The organism is Roseovarius tibetensis, assembly GCF_050896375.1.
In the GTDB taxonomy this organism is placed as follows: Bacteria; Pseudomonadota; Alphaproteobacteria; order Rhodobacterales; family Rhodobacteraceae; genus Roseovarius; species Roseovarius tibetensis.
The window spans coordinates 159,157-176,766 of the sequence record NZ_JBPBBB010000004.1 but is presented as its reverse complement, the minus strand read 5'-3'; the positions used below and the strand labels follow the sequence as shown (position 1 = coordinate 176,766).

Genomic DNA, 17,610 nt, shown 5'->3' with positions numbered 1-17,610 from the left:
CGGCATGGGCGCCGCCTATTTCTACCACCTGACGCGCCGCCCGCTCGAGGCCACCTTGCCGCAACTGCTGCAAAAGGCGCTCGGGGCGGGCTGGCGGGTCGCGGTGCGCGGCACGGACCCCGACCGCCTCGACTGGCTCGACCGGCAGCTCTGGCTGGGCCCCGAGGACGGGTTCCTGCCGCACGGGCTGGCCGGCGGGCCGCATGATGCAGACCAGCCGGTGCTGCTGACCACCACGGCGGACCATCCCAACGGGGCCACCTGCGTGATGGCCGTCGACGGTGCCGAGGTAGCGCCCGACGAGGTCGCCGCGCTGTCGCGCGTCTGCATCCTCTTCGACGGCAACGACGCCACGGCGCTGGACCGGGCCCGCGGCCAGTGGAAGACCCTGACCCACGCGGGCTGTGCCGCACAATACTGGTCCGAAGAGTCCGGCCGCTGGGAAAAGAAGGCCGAGAGATAAGGCGGCATTTCCCGAAAGTCGGGGAAAGCCGCGCATCGACGGGCCGCGGTGCGGCGATCCAAGCCATGGGCGACAGCACTTGATGTCGGCAGCCCCGAACGACATCCGAGCGTCGCGCAGGTGTCAGCCAAATCGCCGTGCCGGGGGGCGGCCCGGCGATGCGCGGCGGCGCGCAAGCGCGCCTCGATTCCGCGCCTGAGCACCCGGCGCCACGCCCCCCCTCTGGACATTCCCCCCGCACCACGCTTTACCGCCCCAATGACGGATCCGATCTACGCCATCCCCGACATTCACGGGCAGGCCGCCCAGCTTGAACAAGCCCTCGCGCTGGTCGCGCGCGATGGCGGGCCCGACGCCCGCATCGTCTTTCTCGGCGACCTCGTGGATCGCGGCCCCGACAGCCGCACGGTGATCGAACGCCTGATGCAGGGCCAGGCCGACGGTCACCCCTGGACCGTCTTGCGCGGCAATCACGACCAGATGTTTCTTGATTTCCTCGACACGGGCAGCCTGCACTTCGCGCAGATCAAGTCGGGCCTGTCGTGGCGAGACCACCGGCTGGGCGGGGCGGAAACGCTGGCCTCCTACGGCGTGACCGAAGAAAACGATGCCGCCGCATGGCGCGCGGCCCAAGACGCCGTGCCGCAGGCGCATCGCGACTGGCTGGCCGGCCTGCCGCTCTGGCATGAGGACGGCGATCTGCTCTTCGTGCATGCCGGCATCCGCCCCGGCATACCGCTTGAAGACCAGCGGCCCGAGGATCTTCAATGGATCCGCAACGGCTTTCTCGACTACGAGGGCGCGCATCCATGGCTCGTGGTGCACGGGCACACCGCGCTCGAGTTCCCGCAATATTTCGGCAACCGCGTCGACCTCGACGCCGGGGCGGGCTACGGTCACCCACTCTGGCCCGCGGTGTTCGAGGGCACCAATGGCTGGCTTCTGTCAAGCACGGGCCGCATCGCCCTCTGCCCCTGAGCGTCACTCCGCAGCCCACTTGCCGGCCCCTGGTCATTGTCCGGCTCGACCGGACGATCTCTCAGCCCCAAAGCGCCCCACCCCGCCAAGAGGCCCCGCACGGAAAAGCGGCCCGCGCAGAGAAGGGCCGGGGCGCGGCGATGCGCGGCGGCGCGCCTTGTTCCGTGCGGTAGCGGTTGAGACCCGGTCGATGAAGATGTTGCCGAAAGATGACGCAGCAGGTCGGCGTGGACGGTGCGGGCGTCGCTCGGGCCGTCGGGTAAATCCTCGCCCAGAACCGTCGGCTCATCCGCCCGGCAAGTCTTGATCAGCGTCTCGTCGGCGCGGGTCAGGTCGTCCTGTACAGGCAATCGTCGGATACCGGCATCGGTCCGGATGGTCATGGCACTACACTCGCGCGACAGGGGCGGATGGGGTGATTGGCAAAACCACCCAAGCGCCGCCGCGGCAAGCCGCGGGTTTGTGTACACATCAGGGGTGAAAAACGTACACCCTTTACGCAGCCCCGCCGATGATCGTTGCCAAGCGCGGGGCCAAGTCGCTAGGGTCGTCCCGACAGGATTCACAGGAGGACCCCATGACCGACATCGTGATACTCGACGGTTGCCGCACCGCCATCGGCACCTTTGGCGGCAAGCTTGCCGGAACGCCGCCCACGCAGCTTGGCGCGCTCGTGGCGAAAGAGGCGATGAAACGTGCGGGCGTCGAGGGCGGGCAGATCGGCCATGTCGTCTACGGCCACGTCATCAACACCGAACCGCGCGACATGTATGTCAGCCGGGTCGCCGCCATCGACGCCGGCATCCCCGACACCGCGCCCGCGATGAACGTCAACCGCCTCTGCGGGTCGGGCGCGCAAGCCGTCGTGTCCGTCGTCCAGTCCCTGATGCTGGGCGATGCCGATTTCGGCCTCGCCGGCGGTGTCGAGAACATGAGCCGCTCGCCCTTCATCGTGCCCGATCAACGCTGGGGCGCCAAGATGGGCGATATCAAGTCGCTTGACATGATGGTGGGCACGCTGACCTGTCCCTTCGGGTCGGGCCACATGGGCGTGACCGCCGACAACGTCGCGAAGGAGCACGATATCAGCCGCACCGATCAGGACGCCTTCGCGCTGGAAAGCCAGCGCCGGGCGGGCGTCGCGATCGAGGAAGGGCGGTTCAAGTCACAGATCGTGCCCGTCGAAGTGCGGGTAAAGCGCGACATGGTGGCGTTTGAGACCGACGAACACCCCAAGCCCACCACCGCCGAAGGACTCGCCGGCCTGCGCCCGGCCTTCCAGAAGGACGGCAGCGTAACCGCCGGCAATGCCAGCGGTATCAACGACGGAGCGGCGGCGCTGGTGCTGGCGCGCGCCGAGGCGGCCGAGGCCGCGGGCCTGAAACCCCGTGCGCGGATCCTTGGCTATGCGCATTCCGGCGTCCGCCCCGAGGTGATGGGCATCGGCCCGATCCCCGCCGTCCAGAGCCTGATGGAGAAGACCGGGCTGAGTGCCAGCGATTTCGACGTCGTGGAATCGAACGAGGCGTTTGCGGCGCAGGCGCTTGCGGTCAACAAGGGGCTGGGCCTTGATGCCGGCCGCGTGAACCCGAATGGCGGCGCGATCGCACTGGGCCACCCCGTGGGCGCCACGGGCGCCATCCTGACCGTCAAGGCGCTGTACGAGCTGGAGCGCACCGGCGGCAAACGCGCGCTGATCACCATGTGCATCGGCGGTGGCCAGGGCATCGCCATTGCCATCGAGGCGCTCTGACCGGACATTCCCGCGCGCGTTAACCGCCTGTTCACGACGATGCCGGATTGTGACACAAACACGGTCCGGCAGGTCGGAGGATGGGCATGACCCTTGCCAACAAGCTGGCAGAGGAACGACGCGCCAGACTGGCCGCCGAACGGCTGCTGGAACAGAAACAGGCGGAATTGCAGGCCGCCAACCGCAAGCTGGGCAACCACGCGCGCGCCCTGTCAAACGAGATCCACGACACCCGCGCCGAAGTTCAGACCGTGCGCGACGAGAATATCCGCGTCAAATCGGATCTCAGCGTCGCACATGAAAAGGTCGAGATTGCCGAACGGCGGCTGTGGCATTCGATCCAGACGATCCAGGACGGGTTCGCCTTCTTCGATGCCGACAGCCGCATGATCGCCGCCAACGAGGCGTGGCTTGCGGTCTTCGACGGGGTCGAGGTCGTCAGGCCCGGTGTCAGCTATATCGAGATCCTGCAGGTTCTCACCGAAGAGGGCATCGTCGATATCGGCGATCTGAAACCCCATGAGTGGCGCGAGCGCATGCTCGACCGATGGCAGCAGGACAATCCCGCCTCCGATGTGATCCGCCTCTGGAACGGCCACTACATCAAGCTCACCGACCGTCGCGGCCATGGCGGCGATGTCGTCAGCCTCGTCCAGAACATCAGCGCATCGATCCGCTATGAAAAGGATCTCAAGGAGGCCCGCCGCCGGGCCGAGATGGCCAACCGGGCCAAGTCCACCTTCCTTGCCAACATGAGCCACGAGATCCGCACGCCGATGAACGGTGTGGTCGGCATGGCGGATCTGCTGCTGGACAGCGACCTGACCGAGGAACAGCGGCTTTATACCTCGACCATCAAGCATTCCGGCGAGGCGCTGCTGGAGATCATCAACGACGTGCTCGACTACTCCAAGATCGAGGCCGACAAGCTGTCGCTGCAGGCGGTGCCCTTTGATCTGGAACATTGCATTCACGAGCTGGTGACGCTGATGCAGACGACCGCGCGCGACAAGGGGCTGGATCTGCTGGTCGAGTACGATCTTTTCCTGCCCACCGGCCTGATCGGTGATCCGGGGCGGATCCGCCAGATCCTGACGAACCTGTTGGGCAATGCCCTGAAGTTCACGGAGGCGGGGCATGTCCTTGTCCGGGTGACCGGCGTGCCCCAAGGGCACGGCGAGACGGCCACCGTGCATGTCAGCATCGAGGATACCGGGATCGGCATTCCACCCGAAAAGGTCGAGCATATCTTCGGCGAATTCAACCAGGTGGACGACGAGAGGAACCGCAAGTTCGAGGGTACCGGGCTTGGTCTCGCGATCTCGCAAAAGCTGGTCCAGCTGATGCAGGGCGAGATCTGGGTCGAATCCGTGCCGGGCGTGGGATCGACCTTCGGATTTTCCGTGACGCTGCCGGTGGCAAACCCCGACACGACATGGGAGCCACGCCTGCCCGCCGGCCTGCGGCGCGCCCTGATCGTCGACCCGCAAGAGGCGAACCGCGCGATCCTGACCCGCCAGCTATCCGGCCTGAACCTTGACGTGCTCGGCTGCGGCAGCGCGGCCGAGGCGCTCGACCTTGTCGATGGCGACATCGACGTGATCCTGTGCGAGCATACCATGGACGAAATGGACGGGCTCGAACTGGCCGAGGCGCTGCGCGGTGCGGGCCACGAGATGCCGATCATCCTGTTCAGCCGGAACGCCGGACAGGCAGATCGGGAACCGGGCCGCACTCGCGTGCAGGCGGTGGTCCACAAACCCGCGCCGCGCCGCGCCTTGATCGACGCGCTCTGCGCCGTCGCCCCAGACCCCAACGCAGATCATGCAGGGGCCGGGCCAAGACCGATGCGCGTGCTCGCGGCCGAGGATAACAAGACCAACCGTCTGGTGTTTTCCAAGATGGTCAAGTCCCTCGATATCGACCTGCAATTCGCCGAAAACGGCCGTGAGGCGGTTGAACTCTACGAACGTTTTGATCCCGACATCATCTTCATGGACATATCCATGCCCGAAATGGACGGAAAGGACGCGGCCCGCGCGATACGCACGATCGAATCCGACAGCGGGGTGCATGTGTCCATTGTCGCCATGACGGCACATGCCATAAAGGGCGACGATGCCGAAATCCTTGCGGCGGGCCTCGATCACTACCTGACCAAACCGCTGCGCAAGGAGGCGATCATCGCGCGGATTGTCGACGCACGCCCCGATGACGCACGTCAGCCGGTCTCGGACGTTGCCGATGCTCAGGCCGGGTAATCGCGCAGGAAAACGAAGCTGTCGCCATCCGACATGTCGCCATTGTACCGATAACCGCCCATGTCGAAATCCTTGAGAGCCTCGGGATCGGTCAGACGATGCTGGATGATGAAACGGGCCATGGCCCCCCGCGCCTTCTTCGCATAGAAGCTGACGACCTTCGGCGTGCCCGCCTTTTCTTCCATGAAGACCGGGGTTATCACCCGCAGGTCCAGCGCGGCGCGGTCCACGGCCCCGAAATATTCCTGGCTGGCGCAATTCACCAGCGTGTCGGACCCGATCGCGGCCGCCTGTGCGTTGAGCGCCGTTGCGATCGTGTCGCCCCAGTAGTCGTAAAGCGTTTTGCCATGCGCGGTCTTGAGGCGGCTGCCCATTTCCAGGCGGTACGGCTCTATCGCGTCAAGCGGGCGCAGCAGCCCGTAAAGCCCCGACAGAATCCGGAAATGATCCTGCGCCCAAGCCATCTCTTCGGGATCGAGACTGTCTGCTTCCAGACCCTGATAGGTGTCGCCCGCAAAGGCAAGCGCGGCCGGCTTGGCCTCCATCGTGCCGAACTCTGCGAACCGGTCGGCGTTGAGCCGGGCGAGCTTTTCGCTGATCTTCATCAGGTCCTGCAGATCGCCGACACTCAATCCACGCGCCACCGATGCCAGGTCCTCGGCCTGCGCGTGAAAGGCGGGCCGGGTCGGCGTTACGCCGGGGGCGGGACTCATGTCGAGTTTCTTGGCGGGCGAGACGACAACCAGCATATGTGCATTCCTATGTAACGGTACCGGTGGAGTTAATCCGCCATGCGCAGGACGTCCAGAAATGCGGGACCGAATCGTTCGGTATATTTCTCGCCGATAAGCCGGGCCATCTCATCGCTGTCGCGCGGACGCTGTCGGGCCACCTTGGCCAGCGCCGCGGCCGAACAGCTGAGCGGTTTGTCGATGCCGTCCGGTCCGCGCGCAAGCTGCGCCTGCACCTCGATCAACTGGTCGTAGACTTCGCCCGCGGCCCCCCCGGCCAGCTTGCGACGAGTCGGGTGCACGGTCTCGGTTCCGCCGTTGATGACCGCCAGGAACGCCGCGCCATACCGTTCAAGCTTGGTCGCACCGACCCCGCCGATCCGGGCCATCTGATCTTGATTGGCGGGCCGCGTCTCGGCCATCTCGATGAGGGTCCGGTCGTTGAAGACGATATAGGCGGGCACGCCGGCCGCTTCGGCCAATGCCCGGCGTTTCGCCTTGAGCGCAGACAGAAGCGGCGCATCCTCGTCCGAGACAAGCGCCTTGACCGCCGGGCGCGGTGCGCGGGGGGCTGTCTCGCGGCGCAGGGTGATCGCCTCTTCGCCGCGCAGGATCGGGCGCGCGGCCTCGGTCATCACCAGCGCGCCGTGACGCTCGGGATCGGGGCGCACAAGGTCGTGCCCCATCATCTGGCGGAACACCCCCTGCCAGCCGCGCTTGTCGATGTCGCGTCCCACCCCGAAGGTGGGCAGGCGGTCGTGACCGCGCGCGGTGACCTTGTCGGTGGTCTGCCCCGTCAGGATGTCGATCAGATGCCCCGCGCCGAAGCGTTCCTCGGTCCGCAGGATCGCCGACAGCGCCTTGCGCACCGCTGCGGTACCGTCGAAGGACTGGGGCGGGGTTTCGCACAGGTCGCAATGCCCGCAGGGCGCGGCCTCTTCCCCGAAATACCGCAGCAGCGCCACCCGGCGACAGGTCAGCGCCTCGGCCAGCCCCAGCAGGGCGTTCAGCCGCCCGTGATCGGCCATGCGCCGTTCTGGCGGGGCCAGCCCCTCGTCGATCTGCGACCGGCGCAGGCGGATATCGTCGGGACCGAACAGCGTCATCGTCTCGGCCGGTGCCCCGTCGCGGCCTGCGCGCCCGATTTCCTGGTAATAGGCCTCGATGGATTTCGGCAGGTCGGCATGCGCGACCCACCGGATATCGGGCTTGTCCACGCCCATGCCGAAGGCCACGGTCGCGACCACGATCAGCCCGTCCTCGGTGTTGAAGCGCTGTTCGACATGGCGGCGCTGATCGGCCTCCATCCCGCCGTGATAGGCGCAGGCCGCGTGCCCGGATTGGCCCAGCGCCTGTGCTAGGCTTTCTGTCTTGGCGCGCGTGCCGCAATAGACGATGCCCGACTGTCCCTTGCGCGCCTCGGCAAACTCCATGATCTGGCGGCGCGGCCCGTCCTTGGGCTGGAAGGCAAGGTGGATGTTGGGCCGGTCAAAACCGTGCAGGAAGATCTGCGGCGGCTGGCCATCAAACAGCTTCGCGACGATCTCGTCGCGGGTTTCGGCGTCGGCGGTGGCGGTGAAGGCCGCAAGCGGGACACCCAGCGCGCGCCGCAATTCGCCGATCCGCAGGTAATCGGGCCGGAAATCGTGCCCCCATTGGCTGACGCAATGCGCCTCGTCCACCGCGATCAGGCCGACGCCGATCCGCCGCAACATGCCGATGGCCGATCCCGCCGACAGCCGTTCGGGCGCGATGTAGAGAAGGCGCAGACGACCGGATTCCAGCTTTTCCCAGACCTCGGCGGTTTCCTCTTCGGTATTGCCCGAGGTCAACGCGCCGGCCTCGACCCCGGCCGCCTTCAGCGCGCGCACCTGATCGCGCATCAGCGCGATCAGCGGCGATATCACGACGGTGACCCCGTCGCGCATCAACGCGGGCAACTGGAAACACAGGGATTTGCCGCCGCCCGTCGGCATGATCGCCAGCGTGTTGCAGCCCGTGGCGACGGTGTGGACGATCTCTTCCTGTCCGGGACGAAACGCGTCGAATCCAAAGACGTCGCGCAGAAGCGTTACGGCGCTTTGCATGGGCGAACCTGTGAGTTTATACCATATATGCTGTCACAAGTACTGTTTCACACCACAATTCGGGGGGCAAGGCCCGCGATCAGTAAAACGCCGCCGCGTTGTTGATAAGGACGATGCGCAGCGCGTAAACGCCCACCAGCACCACCAGAGGCGCCAGATCGATGCCCGACATGGGCGGCAGTATATTGCGGACCGGCGAGTACAGGGGCTCCAGCAACCGGTTGAGGCCATACCAGATCTGCGCCACGAATTGCTGTCGCAGGTTGAGAACCTGAAAATTGATGAGCCAGGACATGATCACATGCGCGATGATGAAGAACCAAACGATATCGAGCAGCAGCATCAGGATCTGGTAAAGCGATTGCATGGGCGTTTGTCCTTCTGAACGTCGTTGGATCTTGCGCGATCAGGCCCTAAGCGAGCCTGCCTGAAAGCGCAAGTCTGACGCACGGTCGCGGTTGACCGCCCGGCGCGCCGGTGCCAAGCCGCCCCCCGAAGGAGACCGCTTATGTACCCTGTCGTCCGCCTGATGTGGCAGCTATACAAACACCGCAAGTCCGCGCCACTGCCGGTCACCGGCACGCATGTGTCGCAGCACTACTGCCTGCCGTGGGATATCGACCTGTGGCGCGAGCTCAATAACGGGCGCACGCTGACACTGTACGACCTTGGCCGCATTCCGCTGGCAGGGCGCGCCGGACTGATCGCGGTGCTCAAGCGCAACCGCTGGGGCCTGACCATTGCCGGGGCAAGCATCCGCTACCGCCGCCGCGTCCGCGTGTTCGAGCGGGTCGAGATGCGCTCGCGCGTGGTCTGGTGGGACGACAAGTTCGTCTATATCGAGCAGTCGATGTGGACGCGCGACGGCCACTGCGCCAATCACATCCTTTATCGCACCGCTGTCACCGGCAAGCCGGGAATCATCCCGCCCGAGACCGTGATCGCAGAGCTTGGCGCCGACACGCCCCGCCCCGCACAGCCCGAATGGGTGCGCGGGTGGATCGAGGCCGACGCCCTTCGGCCCTGGCCGCCCATGCAGGAGTGACCGGGCAGGAATAGCTTGCACGCCCAAGGATTGAGCGGTCATATCCCCCGAGGATCAAAGGGGCAGGCATGACTGGCATCACACCGCGCAAACGCATCTGGGGCTGGTTCTTTTTCGACTGGGCCAGCCAGCCCTATCACACCCTTCTGATCACCTTCATCTTCGGGCCTTATTTCGCCTCGGTCGCCTCGGATCACTTCATGACAACCGGGCTGAGCGAAGGGGTCGCCGATGCCCGCGCCCAGACGATGTGGTCGTGGTGCCTGACGGTGACCGGGCTGATCATCGGGTTCGGGGCACCGATCATTGGGGCGTTCGCGGACACGACGGGAAAGCGTCTGCCGTGGATCGTGATCTTTTCAACGATGTACGTGGCCGGCGCCTTCGGGATCTGGTGGATGCTGCCCGACGGATCGAACCTGTGGTGGGGTCTTGTCGCCTTCGGGATCGGATTCATCGGGGCGGAATACGCGCTGATCTTCGTGAATTCGCAACTGCCCTCTCTTGCCACCGCCGAAGAGGCGGGCGACCTGTCCGGCTCCGGCTTTGCCTTCGGCTATGCGGGCGGGGTGCTGTCGCTGCTGATCATGCTGGCATTGTTCGTCGAACAGCCCAGCGGCAAGACACTGATCGGCCTCGACCCGGCGTTCGGGCTGGACGCCGCCGCGCGCGAGGGCACGCGGGTCGTCGGCCCGTTCACGGCACTGTGGTTCGCGGTCTTCATGATCCCGTACTTCCTTTGGGTGCGCGACACAGGCCCGGCGCGGCAGGGGCGCGGCCTTGCCGGCGCGCTCGGGCTTCTCAGCAAAACCGTGAAAAGCCTGCGCCACCGCCTGAGCCTCAGCACATATCTCGGCTCGTCGATGTTCTACCGCGACGCGCTCAACGGGCTGTACGGGTTCGGTGGCACCTACGCGATCCTCGTGCTCAACTGGTCGATCACCTCGGTCGGCATCTTCGGCATCGTCGGCGCGATCTCGGCGGCGCTGTTTTCCTGGATAGGGGGCAAGGCGGACAGGCGCCTTGGCCCCAAGCCGGTGATCATCGCCGCGATCTGGGGGCTGATCGCGGTCTGCGTGACGGTGGTCGGCATGGATCGCAGCCAGATCTTCGGCATACCCTTGCCAGAGGGGTCGATCCTGCCCGATGTGGTGTTCTTCGGCTGCGGCGTGCTGATCGGCGGACTGGGGGGCACGCTTCAGGCCGCGAGCCGCACGCTGATGGTGCGCCATACCGACCCCGCCGCCCCGACCGAGAACTTTGGCCTTTATGGCCTGTCGGGCCGGGCCACCGCGTTTCTCGCGCCTGCGCTGATCGGGACGGTCACCGCACTGACCGGCAGCGCGCGCCTTGGCGTCTCGCCGGTGATTTTGCTTTTCCTGATCGGCCTGCTGCTGCTACGCTGGGTAAAACCAACCGGGGATCAAGAGACATGGGCCGCATCATAGCCGTCACCGCGCTTTTCCTCGGTCTGACCGCGTGCAGCACCACGTCGGACGCCCCGCCCTCCGGCACGGTATCCAGCCGCAACATCCCCGCAGAGATGCAGGGCGTCGAGGCCAAGCAGCTTTTCGGCGCAAAGCGGCAGGCGTCCCGGCAGGGTCCGGACGTGCACGGCGGCTATGCCAAGGGGTGCATCGCCGGCGCGACCGCCCTGCCCGAAACGGGGCCGACATGGCAGGCAATGCGCCTCAGCCGCAACCGCAACTGGGGGCATCCCGAAACCATAGATTTCATCCAGCGCCTGTCGCGGGTCGCCGCCACGCAACCGGGCTGGGACGGTCTATATGTCGGCGATATCAGCCAGCCGCGCGGCGGGCCGATGCTGACCGGCCACCGCAGCCACCAAAGCGGTATGGATGCCGATATCTGGCTGCGTCCGGCGGATGACCTGACGCTCAGCCGGACGGCCCGCGAAAACCTGTCCTCGATCTCGATGCGCCGCGCGAACGGGGCCTACACGAACGGCAACTGGACCCGCGCGCATCACGAGATCGTCAAGGCCGCGGCCAAGGACCCCCGCACCGCGCGGATCTTCATCTTTCCCGGCGCCAAGGTACAGATGTGCAATGACGCGACCGGCGATCGCGACTGGCTGCGCAAGGTGCGGCCATGGTGGGGGCATCATTACCATTTCCACGTGCGGCTGAATTGCCCCGACGGGGCGGCGGGATGCGTGGCGCAGGACGCACCACCGCCGGGCGATGGCTGCGCCGAGGCCGCGCAATGGGTGCGCAACATCCTAAATCCGCCGCCACCCGATCCGGACGCGCCGCCGCCCAAGCCACGGCGCGAACTGACGATGGAAGACCTGCCGCGCCAGTGCGTTGCCGTACTTCAGTCCGACTGACGCGGGCCGGAGCGCTTAAGGCACGGCGGCGGTCACGATCAGTTCGACCTTGTATTCTGGCGTGGCCAGCTTCGCCTCGCCACAGGCCCGCGCGGGCGCGTGCCCCTCGGGCACCCACGCATCCCAGACCGCGTTCATCTCGGCGAAATCGTCCATGTCGGCCAGCCAGATGACACATTGCAGGATGCGGGTGGCGTCCGTTCCGGCCTCGGCCAGCAACGCCTCGACCTTGTCAAGGCAACTGCGGGTCTGGTCCGCCACGCTGTCGCCGGGTGTGCCAACCTGACCGGCAAGATAGACGGTGCCGTTATGGGTGACGATCTGGCTCATGCGTTGGCCGGTGTGCTGGCGGGTGATCTCGGTCATTTCGTGGCCTTTTGGGTTGGATCAGAAAAATCGGTCGGGGGCGAGGGCCGTGCGCGTGGCGGCATCGATGGGCAGGGTTCCGCCCGTGATCAGCGTGGCGGCGACCCGCGACAGCGCGGGCGCGGTCTGCACGCCGTAACCGCCCTGCCCGGCCAGCCAGAAAAACCCTTCGCCGCGCGGATCGAACCCGGCGACGGGCGTGCGGTCCGGCGCGAAGGTTCGCAGGCCGGCCCAGCTATGCTCGACACGGCGGACTTCATACGTGACCGCCTGTTCGAACCGGTCAAGGCCTTCGGCCAGCACCATGTCATCGGGCCAGGCGTCATGCGGATCGACCGGGTCCTCGTCGGCGGGCGAGACCATCAGCTTGCCCGCCTCGGGCTTGGCATACCATGTCTCGGCGATAGAGCCGAAGATCGGCCAATCGTCGATATCTTGCCCGTCCGGCGCGGGGATGATCGCGGCGGACCGGCGGCACGGCTGCAATCCGATGCGGGGCAGACCGGCCAGCGACGCCACCTCGTCGGCCCAGGCCCCTGCAGCGTTGACCAGGATCGGCGCGGCATAGCGGCCTTGCATCGTCTCGACCTGCCATTCGCCCGCCTCACGGTGTATCGCGGTGACGCCTGACCCGGTCACGATACGACCGCCGCGCGCGCGCAACAACCGCGCATAGCCCTGCAACAGCCGCTCCACGTCGATGCCGCGCGCGTCACGTTCGATCAGCGCGCCTGCGATCCGCTCGGGGCGCAGGATCGGCACGATCTCGGCGGCCTCGCGGCCCGTCAGTCGCTCCACCCCGACGGCGCCGTCGAGATAGGCGTCGAGCACCGGAAGCTCCGCCTCGGAGGCCACCATAAGCTCGCCGCGGGGGCTGAGGATCGGGGTATCGCTGATCTCGCCCGGGTCCTCGAAGACCGGCTCTGCCACGGCGTTCAAGGCCCGCAGCGTGGCGTTGCCGTAATTGCGGATGAAGATCGCCGCCGACCGGCCGGTGGCGTGATAGCCGATCTGTGGCTCGGATTCGAGCACGGTGACCGATGCCCCGGCGCGGGCGCATTCCGCCGCCGCACTGATCCCGGCGATGCCGCCACCGATCACGACGATATCGGTCACGTCGCGGCCTCTTCGAACCCGGTCAGCGTGGCGGTCAGGTTCTGGCCGAGTTCCTCGCACAGGTACCCACCCTCTTGCACGAACAACGTCGGCAGCCCCAGCCCCGCAATCGCCGCACCGATCCGCGCGAAGCCCGGCGTGGTGATGGCGAGGCCCTGGAACGGATCCCCCTCGTAGGCATCGAGGCCAAGGGCGACGACCACGGCATCGGCCCCGAACGCCTCGATTCTCTCCAGCCCGCGACTCAAGGTCTGAAGATAGCTGTCGTCGCCGGTGCCGCGCGGCAGCGGAAGGTTCAGGTTGCAGCCAAGCCCCGGACCCGCGCCCCGCTCATCGGCATGGCCCCAGAAGAACGGGTAGAACCGCGCCGGATCGGCATGCACCGAGACGGTCAGAACATCGCCGCGGTCGTAGAAGATGCCCTGCGTTCCGTTGCCGTGATGCACGTCCACGTCAAGGATCGCCACGCGCAGGCAAAGCCGCTGCAACCGCCCGGCCGCGACGGCCGCGTTGTTGAGAAAACAGAACCCCCCGGCGAGATCGCTGAACGCGTGATGCCCCGGCGGACGGCACAGCGCGTAGGCGGCGCGGTCGCCGCCCGCCACCAGATCGGCCGCGGTAACGGCACTTTGCGCACCCCAATACGCGGCCTCCCATGTATGTGCACCGATGGGACAGGCGGTGTCGGCCTGATGATAGCCGGCCTGCCCGACGGCCGATTTGGGGTAAGTGTCGCTGCGATTGGCGGGGTGGATGTTGGGAATCACCTCTGCCCCGGCCTCTGGCATGCGCTGCCAGCGCGTGTAGATGTTGCGCAGGAAGGTCACGTATTCCGGCGTATGCACGGCGGCGACCGGCCCGAGGCCCGCATCCTGCGGCGCGATGAAATCACAACTCGCCGCGTTGGCGCCGTCTGTCAGGCGCGCGATGCGCGTCGCCTGTTCCGGGCTTGGCTTTGTCAGCCCATTGGCCATGAAATACTGCGGCTCGTGCCGCCATTGTCGGTCGTCGAATACGGCTTTCATCACTTCCTCCTGCCTTGGGCGATGCGGCGTCAGATCGCCGTCGCCTCCGCCCCTTTCAAGCCCAGAAGCACGCGCGCACGATCCGGGCCGACGACCTCTCGGCCCATGGCCTCGACGATGCCGCGAACCTTGGCGACCTGCTCGGCATTGGACCGTGCCAGGGTACCGCGCGAAATCGTCAGGCTGTCTTCGAGCCCGACACGCACATGCCCGCCCATGGCCGCCGCCTGTGCCGCCATCGGCATCTGGTGTCGCCCCGCGGCCAGCACCGAGAACATGTAATCCTGCCCGAAAAGCTTGTCAGCAATGCGCAGCATGTGGGTCAGATTCTCGGGGTCCGGCCCCATGCCGCCCAATACGCCAAACACGAACTGGATGAAATAGGGCGGCGCGACCAGCCCACGGTCGGCGAAGTGGCGCAGCATGTAGAGATGGCTGAGGTCGTAACACTCGAACTCGAACCGCGCGCCGCGCTCTTGCCCAAGCTCTGTCAGGATGCGGGCGATGTCGCGGGGCGTGTTCTTGAATACCAGATCGTCGGAGGCCTCAATAAACGGCTTTTCCCAGTCATGCTGCCAATCGGTTATGCGCTCGGCCATCGGGTATAGCGCGAAATTCATCGTGCCCATGTTCAAGGACGCCATCTCGGGCGCGGCCTCTTTCGACGCCGCCAGCCGGTCATCGAGGGTCATCACCGCGCTGCCGCCGGTGGACAGGTTAAGCACCGCGTCACAGCCCTGCCTCAAACGCGGCAGGAAAGCGCGGAAATGCGCCGGGTCCGCCGAGGGTCGGCCGGTTTCGGGATCGCGGGCGTGCAGGTGCAGGATCGCCGCGCCGGCCTCGGCGGCCTCGATGCCCGCGCGGCTGATCTCGTCGGCGGTGATCGGCAGATGCGGCGACATGGACGGCGTGTGAATCGAACCGGTGAGCGCACAGGTGATGAGAATTTCGCGCATGGTGCCGTCACATGGCCCGGCTCATGGCCGGGCGGATCTCTGCGGTGAACGCCGTCAACGAGGCGTCGAGCATGTCGGTGATCTCGTCCAGATGCCGCTCGGTCACGATCATCGGCGGCGCGATGATGATGTGATCCCCCTCGACCCCGTCGCGCGTGCGCCGGGAATAGACGATCAGGCCCTTTTCATAGCAGATCTGCACGAAACGTTGATGCGCCTGCAGATCTGCGCGCAGCGGCGCCTTGGTGTCACGATCCGCCATGAACTCGAACGCCGTCAGCAGGCCCATGCCGCGCACGTCGCCGATGATCGCGTGGCGCTGCATCAGCCCGTGCAGGCGCCCTTGCAGCAGCGTCCCCATGCGCGCGGCGTTGCCTACCAGGTCCTGCCGCTCGATCTCGTCGATGACGGCAAGGCCGGCGGCGCAGGCCAGCGGATTGCCGGCATAGGTAAAGCCGTGCAGAAACCCGCCCGCATCCAGCACATCCTCGACCAACCGGTCCCGGGCCACCATCGCGCCAAGCGGCACGTACCCGGCGGCAAAGCCCTTGGACATGACGATGATATCGGGGTCCAGATCCCAATGCTCGGCGGCGAGGAATTTGCCGGTGCGCCCCGCCCCGGTCATCACCTCGTCGAGGATCAGCAGCACGCCGTATTTGCGGCAGATTTCCTGCACGCGCTCCATGTAGCCCCGTGGCGGCACCAGCGCGCCGGTCGAGGCGCCGCCGATCGGCTCGACAATGAAGGCGAGCACGCTGTCGGGGCCTTCGGCAAGGATCTGCGCCTCCAGCATGTCGGCATAATGATGCCCCGTCGTCGGGTCATCCGGATCCAGCCCGTCCAGATAGGCGCGGGGCGCGGGGATTTTCGGCATCGCCTGCATCATCGGCGCGAACGGCTCTGTCAGTGGCGCGTAGGATGTGATCGCCAGCGCCCCCAGCGTGCAGCCGTGGTAGGACGGCGCGCGGCTGATGACCTTCCACCGGCTGCCCTCACCGATGGCAAGCGCATATTGGCGCGCAAGCTTCAGCGCCGATTCCACCGCCTCGGACCCGCCCGAGACGAAGAACACGCGGTTCAGTCCGGCAGGACAAAGCGTTGCGGTCTTGGCCGCGAGCTTTTCCGACGCCTCGGTCTCGAAATGGAGGCGGTAGCCAAAGGTGGATTTCTCCATCTGCTGGCGCATCGCCTCTAGCACGGTGTCGTTCGAGTGGCCGATGTTGCAAACCATCGCGCCCGAAGAGCCATCCAGATACCGCTTGCCGTCCACATCCCACATGTAGACGCCGCGCGCCTGGTCGAGGACGGGCTTGCGGTCGCGGCCCTGGTAGAAAAGGTGAGAGGGGTGTCGTGTCATGGTCCTATCCCGGCAGCGCCGCGCAATCCTGCGGGCGCAGATGCAGATGGACCTCGGCACCCTGCGCGAAGGGGCGCTCATCGATCATGTTGATGGCTTGCAACTGTGCCTCGCCCGCCCGGACGAAGTACCGGACCGCCTGTCCCTGGTAATCCACCGTCTCGACCGTGGCCGGCACCGACACGACGCCCTCGGGCGCCGGATCGCGGGCCAGCAGCAGTTTCTCGGCGCGCACGACCAGCTTGGCCGCGCCGGTGCCGGTGAGGTTGGGCGCCTTGGCCGCGGGCACCTGCAGACGTCCGAATGTGGCCTCTTCCAGCATCACCACCTCGCCGTGATCGGTGCATCGCGCGGTCAGTATGTTGGACGCGCCGAGGAAATTTGCCACGAATTCCGAGGCGGGGGTGTTGTAGACCTCTTCGGGCGCGCCGACCTGTTCGACCCGGCCTTCGGACATCACCACGATCAGGTCCGACATCGCTAGCGCCTCGGACTGGTCATGAGTGACGAAGATCGTGGTCACGCCGATACGCTCCTGGATACGTTTCAATTCCACCCGCATGTCCTCGCGCAGGTTGGCGTCCAGCGCCGAGAGCGGCTCGTCCAGAAGCAGCACGTCCGGCTCGATCACGATGGCGCGGGCCAGCGCGATGCGCTGCTGCTGGCCGCCCGACAGTTCCTTGGGGTAGCGGTCGCCCATCTGCGGCAATTGGACAAGGTCCAGCGCCGCCTGCACGCGGCCGGGGATCTCGGATTTCGGGATATCGCGGTAGTTGAGGCCAAACGCCACGTTCTCGGCCACCGTCTTGTGCGGGAACAGCGCGTAGTTCTGGAAGACGAGGCCGAGGTTACGCTTGTGGATCGGCACGTCGTTGACACGGCGGCCACCGATCAGGATCTCGCCCTCTGTCGGGTCGAGAAGCCCGGCGATCATCCGCAGGTTGGTGGTCTTGCCACAGCCCGACGGGCCCAGAAGCGTTAGAAACGTGCCCTCGGGGATCTCCAGCGTCGTGGGGTGCACGGCAGTGAGAGTGCCGAATCGCTTGACGATATCTTTGAGGGTGACGGCGCTCATCGGCGGCCTCCTGTCAGGCGAAAAGACCCCGTCCCGACAGATGC

General features: G+C 66.3%; 16 protein-coding genes. 7 read left to right on the top strand and 9 right to left on the bottom strand.

The window, feature by feature from the left end:
- Positions 1 to 4: 4 nt before the first annotated feature.
- The 4 genes from ACROSR_RS04885 to ACROSR_RS04870 all read left to right on the top strand — a co-directional run bounded on the left by ACROSR_RS04885 (position 5) and on the right by ACROSR_RS04870 (position 5,455).
- Positions 5 to 463: a DNA polymerase III subunit chi gene (locus tag ACROSR_RS04885; protein ID WP_432682654.1), complete on the top strand. Its 459-nt coding sequence runs from the start codon at positions 5 to 7 to the stop codon at positions 461 to 463.
- A gap of 258 nt (positions 464 to 721) precedes the next feature.
- Positions 722 to 1,441 (top strand): metallophosphoesterase family protein, encoded by a 720-nt coding sequence (locus tag ACROSR_RS04880; protein ID WP_432682653.1) that lies wholly within the window; start codon positions 722 to 724, stop codon positions 1,439 to 1,441.
- A 577-nt stretch (positions 1,442 to 2,018) separates the two neighbouring features.
- Positions 2,019 to 3,194 (top strand): acetyl-CoA C-acyltransferase family protein, encoded by a 1,176-nt coding sequence (locus ACROSR_RS04875; RefSeq protein ID WP_432682652.1) that lies wholly within the window; start codon positions 2,019 to 2,021, stop codon positions 3,192 to 3,194.
- 86 nt (positions 3,195 to 3,280) lie between these two features.
- Positions 3,281 to 5,455, top strand: coding sequence for a response regulator (locus ACROSR_RS04870; RefSeq protein WP_432682651.1), 2,175 nt, complete (start codon positions 3,281 to 3,283; stop codon positions 5,453 to 5,455).
- Here ACROSR_RS04870 and yaaA read toward each other — a convergent pair.
- From yaaA to ACROSR_RS04855, 3 genes are all read right to left on the bottom strand, one after another.
- Complete coding sequence (gene yaaA, locus ACROSR_RS04865; protein WP_432682650.1) at positions 5,443 to 6,204, bottom strand: peroxide stress protein YaaA; 762 nt, start codon at positions 6,202 to 6,204, stop codon at positions 5,443 to 5,445. The two genes, ACROSR_RS04870 and yaaA, sit on opposite strands and share 13 nt — an antisense overlap.
- Before the next feature lie 32 nt (positions 6,205 to 6,236).
- On the bottom strand, positions 6,237 to 8,273 hold the full coding sequence (gene recQ / locus ACROSR_RS04860; protein WP_432682649.1) for a DNA helicase RecQ: 2,037 nt from the start codon (positions 8,271 to 8,273) through the stop codon (positions 6,237 to 6,239).
- A gap of 79 nt (positions 8,274 to 8,352) precedes the next feature.
- Positions 8,353 to 8,640, bottom strand: a complete 288-nt coding sequence (locus tag ACROSR_RS04855; protein ID WP_432682648.1) for a YggT family protein — start codon at positions 8,638 to 8,640, stop codon at positions 8,353 to 8,355.
- A gap of 141 nt (positions 8,641 to 8,781) precedes the next feature.
- On the opposite strand from ACROSR_RS04855, the gene ACROSR_RS04850 reads away from it, so the two are divergent.
- The 3 genes from ACROSR_RS04850 (at position 8,782) to mepA (ending at position 11,668) form a co-directional block, all read left to right on the top strand.
- A complete protein-coding gene (locus tag ACROSR_RS04850) occupies positions 8,782 to 9,318 on the top strand; it encodes a thioesterase family protein (RefSeq protein ID WP_432682647.1) in 537 nt (178 codons plus the stop codon).
- Between the two features lie 68 nt (positions 9,319 to 9,386).
- Positions 9,387 to 10,766, top strand: coding sequence for an MFS transporter (locus tag ACROSR_RS04845; RefSeq protein ID WP_432682646.1), 1,380 nt, complete (start codon positions 9,387 to 9,389; stop codon positions 10,764 to 10,766).
- Entirely contained in the window at positions 10,751 to 11,668 is a 918-nt protein-coding gene (gene mepA / locus ACROSR_RS04840) for a penicillin-insensitive murein endopeptidase (RefSeq protein WP_432682645.1), read from the top strand. Before ACROSR_RS04845 ends, mepA begins: the two co-directional genes overlap by 16 nt.
- Before the next feature lie 15 nt (positions 11,669 to 11,683).
- On the opposite strand, the gene ACROSR_RS04835 is transcribed toward mepA, so the two are convergent.
- The 6 genes from ACROSR_RS04835 to ACROSR_RS04810 are packed head-to-tail and all read right to left on the bottom strand — an operon-like array spanning position 11,684 to position 17,566.
- Positions 11,684 to 12,034, bottom strand: a complete 351-nt coding sequence (locus ACROSR_RS04835) for a RidA family protein (RefSeq protein ID WP_432682644.1) — start codon at positions 12,032 to 12,034, stop codon at positions 11,684 to 11,686.
- A gap of 21 nt (positions 12,035 to 12,055) precedes the next feature.
- Positions 12,056 to 13,150 (bottom strand): NAD(P)/FAD-dependent oxidoreductase, encoded by a 1,095-nt coding sequence (locus ACROSR_RS04830; RefSeq protein WP_432682643.1) that lies wholly within the window; start codon positions 13,148 to 13,150, stop codon positions 12,056 to 12,058.
- Positions 13,147 to 14,175: a histone deacetylase family protein gene (locus ACROSR_RS04825; RefSeq protein WP_432682642.1), complete on the bottom strand. Its 1,029-nt coding sequence runs from the start codon at positions 14,173 to 14,175 to the stop codon at positions 13,147 to 13,149. Before ACROSR_RS04825 ends, ACROSR_RS04830 begins: the two co-directional genes overlap by 4 nt.
- A 29-nt stretch (positions 14,176 to 14,204) precedes the next feature.
- Complete coding sequence (gene kce / locus ACROSR_RS04820; protein ID WP_432682641.1) at positions 14,205 to 15,131, bottom strand: 3,5-dioxohexanoate:acetyl-CoA acetone transferase; 927 nt, start codon at positions 15,129 to 15,131, stop codon at positions 14,205 to 14,207.
- Between the two features lie 7 nt (positions 15,132 to 15,138).
- Positions 15,139 to 16,491 (bottom strand): aminotransferase family protein, encoded by a 1,353-nt coding sequence (locus ACROSR_RS04815; RefSeq protein ID WP_432682640.1) that lies wholly within the window; start codon positions 16,489 to 16,491, stop codon positions 15,139 to 15,141.
- Between the two features lie 4 nt (positions 16,492 to 16,495).
- A complete protein-coding gene (locus ACROSR_RS04810) occupies positions 16,496 to 17,566 on the bottom strand; it encodes an ABC transporter ATP-binding protein (protein WP_432682639.1) in 1,071 nt (356 codons plus the stop codon).
- Positions 17,567 to 17,610 lie beyond the last annotated feature (44 nt).